A 13,663-nucleotide genomic window follows, 5' to 3' on the forward strand; every position below is an offset into this window, starting at 1 on the left:
CGTCACCATGCCACGCGCCACCGCCCCCGCCATCCTGCCCGGCAGCGGCGGCATGCGCGGCGCGCTCTCCGATCTGTTCTGGCGCCGGCCGCAATTGCTTCTGCTGATCATGCTTTTGCCGCCGGTGCTGTGGCTCGGCATCGTCTATATCGGCTCGCTGTTCGCGCTCTTAGCACAGAGTTTTTTCTCCATCGACGAGTTCTCCGGCCTCATCAACCGCCAGTTCACACTGAAGACCTATGGTGACCTTTTGCAGGCCGCCAATCTCGACATCATCCTGCGAACGGTCACCATGGCGGCACTGGTCACGCTGGCCTCGGCCATCGTCGCCTTTCCGATCGCCTATTATGCCGCGCGCTATGCGCGTGGCCGCTGGAAGGCGCTGTTCTATCTCGGTGTCATGCTGCCGCTATGGTCGAGCTACCTGGTCAAGATCTATGCCTGGAAGCTGATCCTGGCCAAGGAAGGCATTTTGACCTGGCTGCTCGCCAAATTGCATTTGCTGTGGCTGCTCGATGCCTGGCTGTCGCTGCCGGTTGTCGGCGGCAACTCGCTGTCGGTCTCGTTCACCGGCACCTTCATCGTCTTCGTCTATGTCTGGCTGCCCTTCATGATCCTGCCGGTACAGGCGGCCCTTGAGCGCGTGCCCGGCAATCTGGTCGAGGCTTCCTCCGATCTCGGCGCTTCGCCCGGGCAGACGTTACGCAACGTGCTGTTCCCGCTGGCACTGCCCGGCATCGTCGCCGGCTCGATCTTCACCTTCTCGCTGACGCTTGGCGACTACATCATCCCGCAGATCATCGGCACGTCGCGTCTGTTCATCGGCCAGGCCGTCTATTCGCAGCAAGGCACCGCCGGCAACATCCCGCTCGCCGCCACCTTCACCGTGGTGCCCATCGTCATCATGGGCTTCTACCTCTGGGGCGCCAAGCGCATGGGGGCTTTCGATGCGCTCTGATCGTGGCCAGTCCGCACCTCTTTCGCTGAAGATCGCCGCCGCTTGCGGCCTGCTGTTCCTGCATCTGCCGATCCTGCTGATCTTCGTCTATGCCTTCACCACCGAGGAGAAGAGCTTCGTCTGGCCGCCGCCCGGCCTGACCACGCAGTGGTTCGCCGTCACCTGGAACCGGCCGGACGTCTGGGAGGCGCTGTCGCTGTCGGTGCGCGTCGCAGCCATCTCGACGGCGATCGCGCTGGTGCTCGGCACGCTCTGCGCCGCCGCGGTGTCGCGGACAAAATTCTTTGGCCGCGAGACCATCTCGTTGCTGGTCATCCTGCCGATCGCGCTGCCCGGCATCATCACCGGCATCGCGCTGCGCTCGGCCTTTTCGCTCGCCGACATCCCGTTCTCGTTCTGGACGATCGTGCTCGGCCACGCCACCTTCTGCGTGGTCGTCGTTTACAACAATGCCGTCGCCCGTTTCCGCCGCACCTCAGGCTCGATGATCGAAGCCTCGATGGATCTCGGCGCCGACGGCTTCCAGACTTTCCGACATGTCGTGCTGCCCAACATAGCCACGGCACTGCTTGCCGGCGGCATGCTGGCTTTTGCCTTGTCCTTCGATGAGGTCATCGTCACCACCTTCACCGCCGGCCAGCAGCAGACGGTGCCGATCTGGATGCTGGAGGAACTGATCCGTCCGCGTCAGCGCCCGGTCACCAATGTCGTGGCCATGGTCGTCGTGCTGGTGACGCTGCTGCCCATCCTGTTTGCCTATTACCTGACCCGCGACGGCGACCAGATTGCCGGCAGTGGAAAATGAAAACAGCGAATAGGGAGTAGCCAATAGCGAATAGGGGACATCGACCGTCAACCTTACTCGCTATTCGCTATTCGCTACTCGCTCCTGATCAAGGAGGAAACCCAATGGACACCCAGATGCTGATCGGCTCGAAATTCGAAAACGGCGCCGAGACCGAGGAGCCGATCCTCAATCCGAAGACCGGGGCGACCATTCTCAACCTTCCCGAAGCCAGCCAGGCGCAGATCGAGGCAGCGGTTGCGGCCGCTGAAAAGGCGTTCGTCTTGTGGTCGCGCACCACGCCGGCGCAGCGCTCCGGCTATCTCTTGAAGATCGCCGACCGCATCGAGGCCGAGGCCGGGGAATTCGCCGCTCTCGAGGCGTTGAACTGCGGCAAGCCGATCAATGCCGTGCTCAATGACGAGATCCCGGCCATCGTCGACTGCTATCGCTTTTTCGCCGGCGCGGTGCGTTCGATGCCAGGCGTTGTCGCCGGCGAATATCTGCCTGGTCACACCTCGATGGTCCGGCGCGACCCAATCGGCATCGTCGCCTCGATTGCGCCTTGGAACTACCCTCTGATGATGATGGCCTGGAAGCTGGCCCCGGCGATCGGCGGCGGCAACACCGTCGTCTTCAAGCCGTCGGAACAGACGCCGCTGACGGCGCTGAAGCTGGCGAAAATCCTCGCCGAAATCCTGCCCGAAGGCGTGGTCAATGTCGTGCTTGGGCGTGGCGACAGCGTCGGCAACACGTTGATCAACCACCCCAAGGTCAACATGATCTCGATCACCGGCGACGTCGCCACCGGCAAGAAGGTGCTGCAGGCGGCCGCCAAGTCGGTCAAGCGCACGCATCTTGAGCTTGGCGGCAAGGCGCCGGTCATCGTCTTCGACGACGCCGACCTTGGTGCGGTGGTCAGCGGCCTGCGCGCCTTCGGCTATTACAATGCCGGCCAGGACTGCACCGCCGCCTGCCGCATCTATGCCGGCAAGAAGATCTATGACAAGCTCGTCGCCGATCTCTCCTCGGCGGTCTCGACCATCAAGTACAATCGTTCCGACGACACCGAGAACGAGATCGGCCCGCTGATCTCGCGCCGCCAGCGCGACCGCGTGTCGAGCTTCGTCGAACGCGCCTCGGAGCTGAAACACATCGAGATCACCACCGGCGGCAAGCCGGGCGAGGGCACCGGCTTCTACTATCAGCCGACCGTCGTCGCCGGCGCCTTGCAGGAGGACGAGATCGTGCGCCGCGAAGTCTTCGGCCCGGTCGTCTCGATCACCCGTTTCACGGAAGTCGACGAGGCGGTCAACTGGGCCAATGACAGTGACTACGGTCTGGCGTCATCGGTGTGGACCAAGGACGTCTCGCGCGCCATGGCGACGGCGGCTCGCCTGCAATATGGCTGCACCTGGATCAACACCCATTTCATGCTGACCAACGAGATGCCGCATGGCGGGCTAAAACAGTCCGGCTACGGCAAGGACATGTCGCTCTACGCGCTGGAAGACTATACCGCCGTGCGGCATGTGATGGTGGCGCACGGGTAGCATTTTCCCTTCTCCCCTTGTGGGAGAAGGTGGATCGGCGCTTAGCGCCGAGCCGGATGAGGGGTGTTCCAGCTTGGCGCCAGCTTACCCCTCACCCGGATTGCCAGCCGATTTGTGAAGGACAAATCGGGGCAATCCGACCTCTCCCACAAGGGGAGAGGTAAGACCGCTGCGCAGCCGCTATTCGACGATGCGATAGATAGTCCAAAGACTGGAGCCCGACACGACATAGGGCTCCATCTCCTTACCCCATTTGGCGTGGGCGTCGATCTTGCCGATCTTGGCGAACATCGCCTCCAACTGGGCCAGGCTCTCGACCTGGTGATGCGACTCGACCGTCGCTTCCCGCGCGCCGATCGATCCGGTCATGACCTGGAACTTCAGCTCGGCGATGCCGACCTGCGAGCCGATCTCGCGTTCCCATTTCTTCAACAGGTCAAGCACGGTCTGCTTGTGCCCGAACTTGGCGTCGATCTGCCATCTGGCGCTGAACATGTCATTCCTCCCAAGGTTGAGTTAGCGGCTGTTTGCCTATTCGTCCCAGGCCTGCACGACGGTCTGCCGCGCGATCTGCCCGTTCTTCAGTTCCAGCATCGCGGCGGCGAACACCTTGGTGCCGTCCGGGTAGGCGCAGGCCTGGGTGAAGGCCAGGCTGTTGCCGTCGGCGATCGTGGTGTCGACCTTGTGGGTCATCGCCCGGCTGCAGATGTCGTCCCAGAAGGTGGTGATCGCCGCGCGCCCGCGGATTTCGCGCGGCTTGCTCGGCGGGTTGTTGCGGTCGATCACGCGCACCAGCGCGTCATCGGTATAGAAGCTCGACAGCGTCTTGCCGTCGCGGGTCTCGATCGCCTTCTTGATGGCCGCGCCATCCACGGTTTGGGTCTTGGTCAGCATTTCATCCTCCATGGCCCGTCTTCGGGCGGTTGATGTGCGGAAAATCTGCCCGCCGCTTATCGGCGGGCAGTGTCTTTCACTGCGACTTCGCCTTGACGGCCGCGAAGACGTCGTCGGTCTGCTTCTTGAAAGTCGCGAGATCGACCTGGCTGCCGTTGAGCATCGTCGACCAATGGCGCACAATCGCCGCCATCGCGATCGTCTCCTTGATCTCCTCGTCGCTGGCGCCGTTGAGCTTGGCCGCCTCGGTGTGGAAATAGATGCAGTACTGGCAGGGGATCTGCGCGGCGACCGCAAGGCCTATCAGCTCCTTGGTCTTGCCGTCGAGCGCGGTCTTGGGGTTGAGCTGCACCCCCTTGATCTCGGCCCAGGCGCCGGCGATGGCGACGTCAGGCAGTGTCTTGAACATGTCCGGCACTGAGCCGAGCGTCGCCTGGATGTCTTTGTAGGCGGCTGTCGCCGATGCATCCTCGGCCTTTGCGGGAGAGATCGTGAACAGCGCGCCAATGCCTGCCGCGATCACGAATGATCTGACATTCAGTTTTGACTTGAGCATTTCATCCTCCGTTCGCAGCGCCTTCCGGCGGTATCCGCCTGGCCTGCATGGGGGAAATTGATAGCGCTTACATCGGCGCGCCCGCTTCGCCCGAAAGCGCCATGGCTCTCATGGCCCGTCCGGGCCAGCGTGCCTGGCCGAAAATGCCGCTGCTGCCGCTCGCGATGGCAGGTCGAGCTTGAGCAGTATGTTGGCGACGTGGCGCTTGACCGTGTGCTCGCTCAGCCTGAGTTCGGCGGCGATCGCGGCATTGCTTTTGCCATCGGCGATCAGGTTCACCACCTCGCTTTCCCGTGCCGTCAACACGGCGGGTTCCGCTGGCTTGGACTTCGAACGGCAGGCCGGTTCCAGATGCTGCTCCGACGTCGCATGCACCACCGGCAATGGCTCGTCCAGTTCGCCGAGGCTGACGCGGCCAGCGTCGACGAAATGCAGGCCAGACCCCACCGCCAGATCGGCAACCAGCCGAGAGGCCAGAATGTCGCCACGCCCGGCATGGTTCGCCAACTGCATGGCCACGCGCGCCGTCAGTCCGACCGGCGGGCCGCGCGCTTCGATCTCGCCGACATGGACCCCTTGCGCACTCGCCACCCCGATCTGCTGCGCCGCCTCGCGCAACGTCGCCGCGCAGCGTACGGCGCGCGCCGGCCCGTCGAAGCGCGAGATCATCAATTCGCCATGCGTGCCGACCGCCCGCCCGCCATGGCGCCCGACCAGCAGCCGCCAGCTCTCCTGAAAGCGCTGACTGCGCTCGAGCCACATGCGGTCGCCAAGCTTGGCCGTGTCGGAGATGCGCGTCACCAGCAATGCGGCAAGCACACGCTCCGTGTCCGCCACCGCTGGCTGGCCGGTAAGAAACTCCTCGATCAGATCGGCAACGCGGTCGACATCGCCGGTCCAGACCGGATGGTCGCGCCCTGCGATCTCGACCAGCCGTGCATTCGGGATCTTCTTCGCCAGGAAGCGGCTGGCCTCGGGATCGACACGAACATCGTTGCGGCGATGGATCAGCAGTGTCGGCGCGCTGATCGCGCCAAGGATGTCTCGCACGTCGATCCCGGCATTCATGCGGGCAAGTGCGGCTGCCGCGGTCGGGCTTGCCGACAGGCGCTCGAAACGTGCCCACCAGGTTGAAAAGTGGGTATCGTCCACTCGGCCCGGTGCAAAATTCGGCAAGGTGGCGCCGGTACCCCAGGCCGTTTCGGCCGTAGCGATGAAGGCATCGAGGCGTTCCGGCGACATCACCCATTTGTGGAAATGCGCATAGCCGCCATAGAGCGCCAGCGACCGCGTCCGCTCCGGATAGGTGGCGGCGAACAGCATCGCCAACGGCGCGCCCTCGGAAGCGCCGAGCAACGCGGCCCGGCCACTGCCGGCCGCATCCATCACCGCGCGCACATCGTCCATGCGGGTTTCGAGGCTCGGCAGATGATGGGCATCGACACGGTCGGAGAGACCGGTTCCGCGCTTGTCGAACAGGATCAGCCGTGAGAATGCCGACAGCCGCCTCAAGAGCCTGGTATAGCCCTCGTCTTCCCAATGCAGGTCGAGATTGGAAATGAAGCCCGGGACGAAGACGAGATCAAGCGACCCCTGGCCGACCACCTGATAGGCGATCCGCACCTCGCCACTGCGGGCATATCGGGTCTCGATCGGCCTCACGAGGTTTCTTCCGCCCGGCCTGACGATTTCTGATCATCGACCATAGCAGAGCCGCGTCGATAGCGGCAGCTCAAACTTTAGCGGAAAGGAATGTAAGTCCGCGTGGCCGGCTTGCGGCTACTTTTGCGACGCGGCGACGTCGGCCGGGGAGGGCTTGAGTCCGAGCTTGAGATCGGCCTCGGCTGGTGTGATCGGCCGCTTGATCCTGGCCGATGCAGCCACGACGAGTTCGTCGAAGCCTTCGCCGCTGTCCAGCAGTTCGAAGAACTGCCGTCGCATCCTCGGCTCCCAGAACTTGTTGATGTGCTCGGCGACGCCGGCAACCCCTTCCTCGCGCGACTTGGAATGGAAGAAGGCCGCGATCTGGTTGGCCATGCGCACGAGCTTTTCCTTGGTGCTCGTGATGTGATCTTCGTCATGCGACATGCTGGGCAACTCCCAAGACCACCCGATCGGGGTGGGTGAAAACATCGAAATCATCGCCGCGCACCAGCGCCACCAGCGTCATGCCGGCCTCATCGGCCGTGCGGATGGCAAGCGCGGTCGGCGCCGAGACGGCAATGATGAAGGCGGATCCAATCGCCGCCGTCTTCTGCACCATCTCGACCGAAACGCGCGACGTCACCACGACGGCGCCCGATGCGCCGTCGATGCCCGCCTTGGCCAGCGCGCCGGCGAGCTTGTCCAGCGCATTGTGGCGGCCGACATCCTCGCGCGCCATGATCACGCCCTTGCCGGGGATATAGAAGCCGGCGGCATGCACGGCTCCGGTTTGCTGATGCAGCGGCTGCACCTTCGACAGCAGCTTGACGGAATGGACGATGTCGTCGGCATCAAGCGTAAGCTTTGACGCACCAACGACATCGACGGAGCGCATCGCTTCCTCGATGGATTCAATGCCGCAGAGCCCGCAGCCGACCGGTCCGGCAAGCCTGCGCCGCCGCGCCTCGAAGCGTGTATTGGCCTGGTCCTTCAGCCGGATCTGGATATCGATGCCGGCGCCATGATCCTCGACCTCGATCGCCTCGATCTCTTCAGGGGAAGCGATGATGCCTTCGGTCAACGAGAAGCCGAGCGCGAAATCCTCGAAGTCGGCCGGGCTCGCCATCATCACCGCATGCGTGGTTCCCGCGAAGGAAAACGCCACCGGCGTCTCCTCCGGCACCATGCGGTTGGCAACAGCCGTCGCGCTGGCGCGGTGCGCCAGCCGCGATATCTCGGTCGTTGCTTTGCGGCGCGCGGCCAAGACTACTCCGCTGCCTGCAGCGCGGCGATACGGCGGCTGTTCCTGGCCTGCTCATCGTACTCGCGCTGCCAGTCCGACGGGCCATTGGAGGCGCCGACCTGCACTGCTGTCACCTTGTACTCCGGACAGTTGGTCGCCCAGTCGGAGAAGTCGGTGGTGATGACGTTGGCCTGCGTGTCCGGGTGATGGAAGGTGGTGTAGACCACGCCCGGCGACACCCGGTCGGTGATCAGCGCCCGCAGCGTCGTCTCGCCGGAGCGGCTGGTCAGCCGCACCCAGTCGCCATCGCGCAGGCCGCGGTTCTCGGCATCGTGCGGATGGATCTCCAGCCGGTCTTCCGAGTGCCACATGACGTTGTCGGTGCGCCGCGTCTGCGCGCCGACATTGTACTGGCTGAGGATACGGCCGGTGGTCAAAAGCAGCGGGAAGCGGGGTCCGGTCCTCTCGTCCGTTGCCACATATTCGGTGCGGATGAACTTGCCCTTGCCGCGCACGAAACTGTCAATGTGCATGATCGGCGTGCCGAGCGGGGCCTTCTCGTTGCAGGGCCACTGCACCGATCCCACCCGGTCGAGCAGATCGAAGGAGACATTGGCGAAGCTCGGCGTCGTCTTGGCGATCTCGTCCATGATCTGCGACGGATGCGTGTAGTTCCAGTCGAGCCCGATGGCGCGGGCAAGCTCCTGCGTCGCCTCCCAGTCGGCATAGCGCGCCTTCGGTTCCAGCACCTTGCGCACCATGTTGATGCGGCGCTCGGCATTGGTGAAGGTGCCGTCCTTTTCCAGGAAGGTCGAACCCGGCAGGAAGACATGCGCGTAGTTCGCCGTTTCGTTGAGGAAGAGATCGTGCACGACGACGCATTCCATGGCGGCGAGACCGCCGGCGACATGCTTGGTGTCGGGATCGGACTGCAGGATGTCCTCGCCCTGGATGTAGATGCCCTTGAAGGAGCCATCGACGGCGGCGTCGAGCATGTTGGGGATGCGCAGGCCGGGTTCGTCGTCCAGCTTCACGCCCCAAAGGCTCTCATAGATGTCGCGCACGGCTTCGCCCGAGATGTGGCGATAGCCGGGCAGTTCGTGCGGGAAGGAGCCCATGTCGCACGAGCCCTGCACGTTGTTCTGGCCGCGCAGCGGGTTCACGCCGACGCCCGGCCGGCCGATATTGCCGGTGGCCATTGCGAGGTTGGCGATCGCCATCACCGTGGTCGAGCCCTGGCTGTGTTCGGTGACGCCAAGGCCGTAATAGATCGCGCCATTGCCGCCCTTGGCGTAGAGCCGCGCGGCACCCCGGATCAGTTCCGGGTCGACGCCGGAAAGCTTGCCGACAGTCTCGGGGCTGTTCTCCGGCAAAGCGACGAAGGAGGCCCAGTCCTGGAACTCCGTCCAGTCGCAGCGTTCGCGGATGAAGGCTTCGTCGAAAAGCCCTTCGGTGACGATGACATGCGCCAGCGACGTCAGCACCGCCACGTTGGTGCCGGGCTTCAGCGGCAGGTGATAATCGGCCTCGACATGCGCCGACTTGACCATCTCCGTACGCCGCGGATCGAGCACGATCAGCTTGGCGCCCTGGCGCAGCCGCTTCTTCAGCCGCGAGGCGAACACCGGATGGGCGGAAACCGGATTGGCGCCGATAACGACGGCGACATCAGTGAATTCGACCGAGTCGAAATCCTGTGTGCCGGCCGAGGTGCCGTAGGTCTGGCCGAGGCCGTAGCCGGTCGGCGAGTGGCAGACGCGGGCGCAGGTGTCGACATTGTTGTTGCGGAAACCCTGCCGCACCAGCTTCTGGACGAGATAGGTCTCCTCATTCGTGCAGCGCGAGGAGGTGATGCCGCCGATCGAGGTGCGGCCGTACTGGTACTGGATCCGGCGGAATTCCTTGGCCGTGTGGGCGATCGCCTCTTCCCAGCTCACCTCGCGCCACGGGTCGGAAATCTTCTCGCGGATCATCGGCGACAGGATGCGGTCCTTGTGGGTGGCGTAGCCATAGGCGAAACGGCCCTTGACGCAGCTGTGGCCGTGGTTCGCCTTGCCGTCCTTGTAGGGCATCATGCGGATGACTTCGTCATCCTTCACCTCGGCCTTGAACGAGCAGCCGACGCCGCAATAGGCGCAGGTGGTGACGGCCGAGCGTTCCGGCATGCCCTTTTCGAGCACCGTCTTCTCGCGCAGCGCGTCGGTCGGGCAGGCCTGCACGCAGGCGCCGCAGGACACGCACTCGGAAGCGATGAAATCCTCATGCATGCCGGCGACCATGCGCGATTCGAAACCGCGGCCCTCGATGGTCAGCGCGAAGGTGCCCTGCACCTCCTCGCATGCCCGCACGCAACGCGAGCAGACGATGCACTGCGCCGGATCATAGGTGAAATAGGGATTGGATTCGTCGCGGGCGATATAGTCGACCGCCAGCGAGCCATGGCCGGGCGCGACGCCGTCTTCCTGCTTGACGTGGTTGCGGCCCTCGACGCCGTAGCGGTTCTCGGTCAGGCCGACGGACTTCGCCACCGTGTCGAATTCGCTGGCGCCGGTGCCGGCCTTCTCGTTCCAGCCGGTCGGATGGTCGGAGACGTAAAGTTCCATGACGCCGCGGCGGATCGCGTCGAGCCGGTCGGACTGCGTGCGCACCACCATGCCTTCGCCGACCGGCGTCGTGCAGGAGGCCGGCGTGCCGCCGCGGCCTTCGATCTCGACCAGGCAGACGCGGCACGAGCCGAAGGAGTCCAGCATGTCGGTGGCGCAGAGCTTCGGGATCTCGACACCGCCTTCCATCGCGGCGCGCATGATCGAGGTGCCTTCCGGCACTGTGATGCTGCGGCCGTCGACGCTCAGCGTGACCTGCTTTTGCGCCAGCGACTCCGGGGTTCCGTAGTCGATCTCTTCGACCAGTGATGGGAAGTCGGCCTTGATGTTCATCTGCCAGCTCCTATTCAGCAGCGACGCGCGCCGGCGCCGGCTTGAAATCTTCGGGGAAATGCGTGATCGAACTCATCACCGGGTAGGGCGTGAAGCCGCCCAGCGCGCACAGCGAACCGAACTTCATCGTGTTGCAGAGGTCGGTGACCAGAGCGAGGTTCTTTTCCGGCTCGATGCCGGCGGCAAGCCTGTCGATGGTCTCGACGCCGCGCGTCGAGCCGATGCGGCAGGGCGTGCACTTGCCGCAGCTTTCGATGGCACAGAATTCCATGGCGAAGCGCGCCTGCTTCAGCATGTCGGCGGTGTCGTCGAACACGGTGATGCCGGCATGGCCGATCAGGCCATCACGCTTGGCGAATTCTTCGTAGTCGAACGGCGTGTCGAACAGTCCGCGGGGAAAATAGGCGCCCAAGGGACCGCCGACCTGCACCGCCTTGACCGGACGTCCCGTCGCCGTACCGCCGCCAATGTCGTCGACGATCTCGCCCAACGTCAGGCCGAAGGCGGTTTCGAACAGGCCGCCATTCCTGACATTGCCGGCGATCTGGATCGGGATCGTGCCGCGCGAGCGGCCCATGCCGAAATCCTTGTAGAAGGCGGCGCCCTTGTCCATGATGATCGGCACCGAGGCCAGGCTGATGACGTTGTTGATCACCGTCGGCTTGCCGAACAGGCCCTGGATGGCCGGCAGCGGCGGCTTGGCGCGCACCACACCGCGCTTGCCTTCCAGGCTGTTCAGCAGCGAGGTTTCCTCGCCGCAGACATAGGCGCCGGCGCCGACGCGGATTTCCATGTCGAAGGCGTTGGGCGAACCCAGCACATTGACGCCGAGCACACCGGCCTTGCGGGCGATTTCGACGGCCTTGTTCATTGTTGCCACCGCATGCGGATATTCCGAGCGGATATAGACGAAGCCCTTGGTCGCGCCGGTGGCGATACCGGCGATCGTCATGCCTTCGATCAGCACGAAGGGGTCACCCTCCATGATCATGCGGTCGGCGAAAGTCGCGCTGTCGCCCTCGTCGGCGTTGCAGACGATGTATTTGCGGTCGGACGTCGTATCCAGCACCGTCTTCCACTTGATGCCGGTCGGGAAGCCGGCGCCGCCACGGCCACGCAGGCCTGAGTCCGTCACCTGCTTGACGATGTCGGCTGGCGCCATGGCGACGGCGTTCTGCAGGCCCTTCAGCCCGCCGAGCGATTTATAGGCGTCGAGCGACAGCGGATCGTTGATGCCGCAGCGGGCGAAGGTCAGCCGGGTCTGCTTGGCCAGGAACGGGATTTTGTCGGGCGCGCCGAGCCAGCGCTTGTGATGGCCGCCGGTGAGGAAACCGCTGTCGAACAGGCTCTTGACGTCGGAAGGCTTGACCGGTCCGTAGGCGACGCGGCCGTTGGCGGTCGCCACTTCGACCATCGGTTCGAGGAAATAGGCGCCGCGCGATCCGTTGCGCACGATCTTGGCCTCGATGCCGCGTTCGGCGAGCTCACTTGCAATCGCCTTGGCGACCTTTTCGGCACCAAGCGCCAGCGCGCCGGAATCGCCGGGAATGTAGATGCGGGGGATCATGAGCGCACCTCGGCAAGGATCTCGTCGATCTTGTCGTCATCGAGCCGCCCGATCACCTCGCCGTCGAGCATCGCCGACGGCGAACAGGCGCAAAGCCCGAGGCAATAGACCGGTTCGAGTGTAACCGATCCGTCGCGGGTGGTCTCGTGGAAACCGATGCCCAGCAACTGCTTGATCTTGGCGGCGACGGCGTCCGAACCCATCGACTGGCAGGCCTCTGCCTGGCAAAGCTTGAGGACATGCCGCCCGGCCGGCCGGGCGCGGAAATCATGATAGAAGGTGACGACGCCGTGCACCTCGGCCCTGGAGAGGTTCAGCCCATCGGCGATGACCGGCAGTGCTGCCTGCGGCACATGGCCGAATTCTTCCTGGATCTCGTGCAGGATCGGCAGCAACGGGCCTTCGAGGCCTTTCAGCTCTTGGATAATCGCCGCCGTGCGCGATGCGATCTCGGTACTTGCAGGCTGCATTGTCATGCAGCGCCCTCCCTGGTCGGTAGCGTTCTAGCGCTAAGTCGTTACAAAAACAGAGGAAACCCGCGAAATCAATAAAGCTGATCCGTTGCTTGATAGAAATCTTCTATCAAGCGCGGTCAGCCGCCTTTCTCTACCCTAGCGATGGCTACGGAAATCGTCTGCCAGCGCCATTGCCTCGTCCAGCAGCGCCTGCACCAGCGGCGTGTGCGGCTCGCGCGGCGCGGCCACCAGGCCGACCGTGTGGCTGGCGTCGGGCTCGACGATCGGAATGGCCCGGATCGGCTCCGAAAAGCCGAATGTTTCCGCGAGGTTGAGCGGCATGATCGACGACCATTTGCCGGTACGGATGTGCGAGAACAGCACGATCATCGAGTTGGATTCGAGTGTCGGCCGCACCTGCACGCCGGCCTCAGCCAGATGCTGGTCGATGATACGGCGGTTCTGCATGTCCGGCGTCAAAAGGCAGAGCGGCAACTGGCTGATCTCGGCCCATGTCACTTTGTCGCGGTCGGAATAGGGGTTTCCGTCCGCCGTGATCAGCTGATAGCGCTCGTCGTAGAGCGGCACGCTGGTCACCCGCCCGAGCGGCTCGTTGTCGAGATAGGTGATGCCGGCATCGATGTCGAAATTACCGAGCAGCGACAAGACTTCGATCGAGGTGCGCGACAGCACCGAGAAGGTGACGCCCGGGTGCTTTTCACGAAACGGCGTCGTCAGCCGCGCGACCATGGCGAGTGCCGTTGGAATGGCAGCAATGCGGATGCGGCCGGAAAGGCCGTGGCGCGCGGCGCGCATCTCCTCGCGCATGGTCCTTGAATCGCCCACGATGCGGCGCGCCCAGACCAGCACCTGCTTGCCTTCCGGCGTCAGCCCCTGGAAACGCGACCCGCGATTGACAAGCATGACGCCGAGCTGCCCCTCCAGCTGCTTGATGCCGGCCGACAGGGTCGGCTGGGTGACGCCGCACGCCTCCGCCGCCCGGCCGAAATGCTCTTCCTTGGCCAGCGCGATGAAGAATTCGAGTTTGTCGATCATGCCGCGAGCCCTTTCCG

Annotated in this window: 13 protein-coding genes; 3 read left to right on the forward strand and 10 right to left on the reverse strand. The window is 64.1% G+C overall.

What is annotated here, in order from left to right:
- Window positions 1-7: 7 nt before the first annotated feature.
- The 3 genes from HB778_RS18465 to HB778_RS18475 all read left to right on the forward strand — a co-directional run bounded on the left by HB778_RS18465 (window position 8) and on the right by HB778_RS18475 (window position 3,295).
- Window positions 8-958 carry an ABC transporter permease gene (locus HB778_RS18465; protein WP_183465138.1) on the forward strand — a complete coding sequence of 317 codons (951 nt, stop codon included), beginning with the start codon at window positions 8-10 and terminating at the stop codon, window positions 956-958.
- A complete protein-coding gene (locus HB778_RS18470) occupies window positions 948-1,763 on the forward strand; it encodes an ABC transporter permease (protein ID WP_183455861.1) in 816 nt (271 codons plus the stop codon). Before HB778_RS18465 ends, HB778_RS18470 begins: the two co-directional genes overlap by 11 nt.
- A 104-nt stretch (window positions 1,764-1,867) precedes the next feature.
- On the forward strand, window positions 1,868-3,295 hold the full coding sequence (locus tag HB778_RS18475; protein ID WP_183455863.1) for a gamma-aminobutyraldehyde dehydrogenase: 1,428 nt from the start codon (window positions 1,868-1,870) through the stop codon (window positions 3,293-3,295).
- 180 nt (window positions 3,296-3,475) lie between these two features.
- Here HB778_RS18475 and HB778_RS18480 read toward each other — a convergent pair whose 3' ends face one another.
- From HB778_RS18480 to HB778_RS18525, 10 genes are all read right to left on the reverse strand, one after another.
- Window positions 3,476-3,790 (reverse strand): hypothetical protein, encoded by a 315-nt coding sequence (locus HB778_RS18480; RefSeq protein ID WP_183455865.1) that lies wholly within the window; start codon window positions 3,788-3,790, stop codon window positions 3,476-3,478.
- Between the two features lie 36 nt (window positions 3,791-3,826).
- Window positions 3,827-4,189 (reverse strand): nuclear transport factor 2 family protein, encoded by a 363-nt coding sequence (locus HB778_RS18485; RefSeq protein WP_095201056.1) that lies wholly within the window; start codon window positions 4,187-4,189, stop codon window positions 3,827-3,829.
- Window positions 4,190-4,265: 76 nt separating this feature from the next.
- On the reverse strand, window positions 4,266-4,745 hold the full coding sequence (locus tag HB778_RS18490; protein ID WP_095200978.1) for a carboxymuconolactone decarboxylase family protein: 480 nt from the start codon (window positions 4,743-4,745) through the stop codon (window positions 4,266-4,268).
- A 108-nt stretch (window positions 4,746-4,853) separates the two neighbouring features.
- Window positions 4,854-6,407, reverse strand: a complete 1,554-nt coding sequence (locus tag HB778_RS18495; protein ID WP_183455867.1) for an alpha/beta fold hydrolase — start codon at window positions 6,405-6,407, stop codon at window positions 4,854-4,856.
- A gap of 117 nt (window positions 6,408-6,524) precedes the next feature.
- Window positions 6,525-6,833, reverse strand: coding sequence for a formate dehydrogenase subunit delta (locus HB778_RS18500; protein ID WP_183455869.1), 309 nt, complete (start codon window positions 6,831-6,833; stop codon window positions 6,525-6,527).
- Window positions 6,823-7,653, reverse strand: coding sequence for a formate dehydrogenase accessory sulfurtransferase FdhD (fdhD, locus tag HB778_RS18505; protein WP_183455871.1), 831 nt, complete (start codon window positions 7,651-7,653; stop codon window positions 6,823-6,825). Before fdhD ends, HB778_RS18500 begins: the two co-directional genes overlap by 11 nt.
- 2 nt (window positions 7,654-7,655) lie before the next feature.
- Window positions 7,656-10,568 (reverse strand): formate dehydrogenase subunit alpha, encoded by a 2,913-nt coding sequence (gene fdhF, locus HB778_RS18510; protein WP_183455873.1) that lies wholly within the window; start codon window positions 10,566-10,568, stop codon window positions 7,656-7,658.
- A gap of 10 nt (window positions 10,569-10,578) precedes the next feature.
- Window positions 10,579-12,135 (reverse strand): formate dehydrogenase beta subunit, encoded by a 1,557-nt coding sequence (locus tag HB778_RS18515; protein ID WP_183455875.1) that lies wholly within the window; start codon window positions 12,133-12,135, stop codon window positions 10,579-10,581.
- Window positions 12,132-12,611 (reverse strand): formate dehydrogenase subunit gamma, encoded by a 480-nt coding sequence (locus HB778_RS18520; protein WP_123168802.1) that lies wholly within the window; start codon window positions 12,609-12,611, stop codon window positions 12,132-12,134. Before HB778_RS18520 ends, HB778_RS18515 begins: the two co-directional genes overlap by 4 nt.
- Before the next feature lie 135 nt (window positions 12,612-12,746).
- Entirely contained in the window at window positions 12,747-13,646 is a 900-nt protein-coding gene (locus HB778_RS18525) for a LysR family transcriptional regulator (protein ID WP_183455877.1), read from the reverse strand.
- Between the last annotated feature and the right edge of the window lie 17 nt (window positions 13,647-13,663).

The sequence above is a fragment of the Mesorhizobium huakuii genome (assembly GCF_014189455.1).
Classification (GTDB): Bacteria; Pseudomonadota; Alphaproteobacteria; order Rhizobiales; family Rhizobiaceae; genus Mesorhizobium; species Mesorhizobium huakuii_A.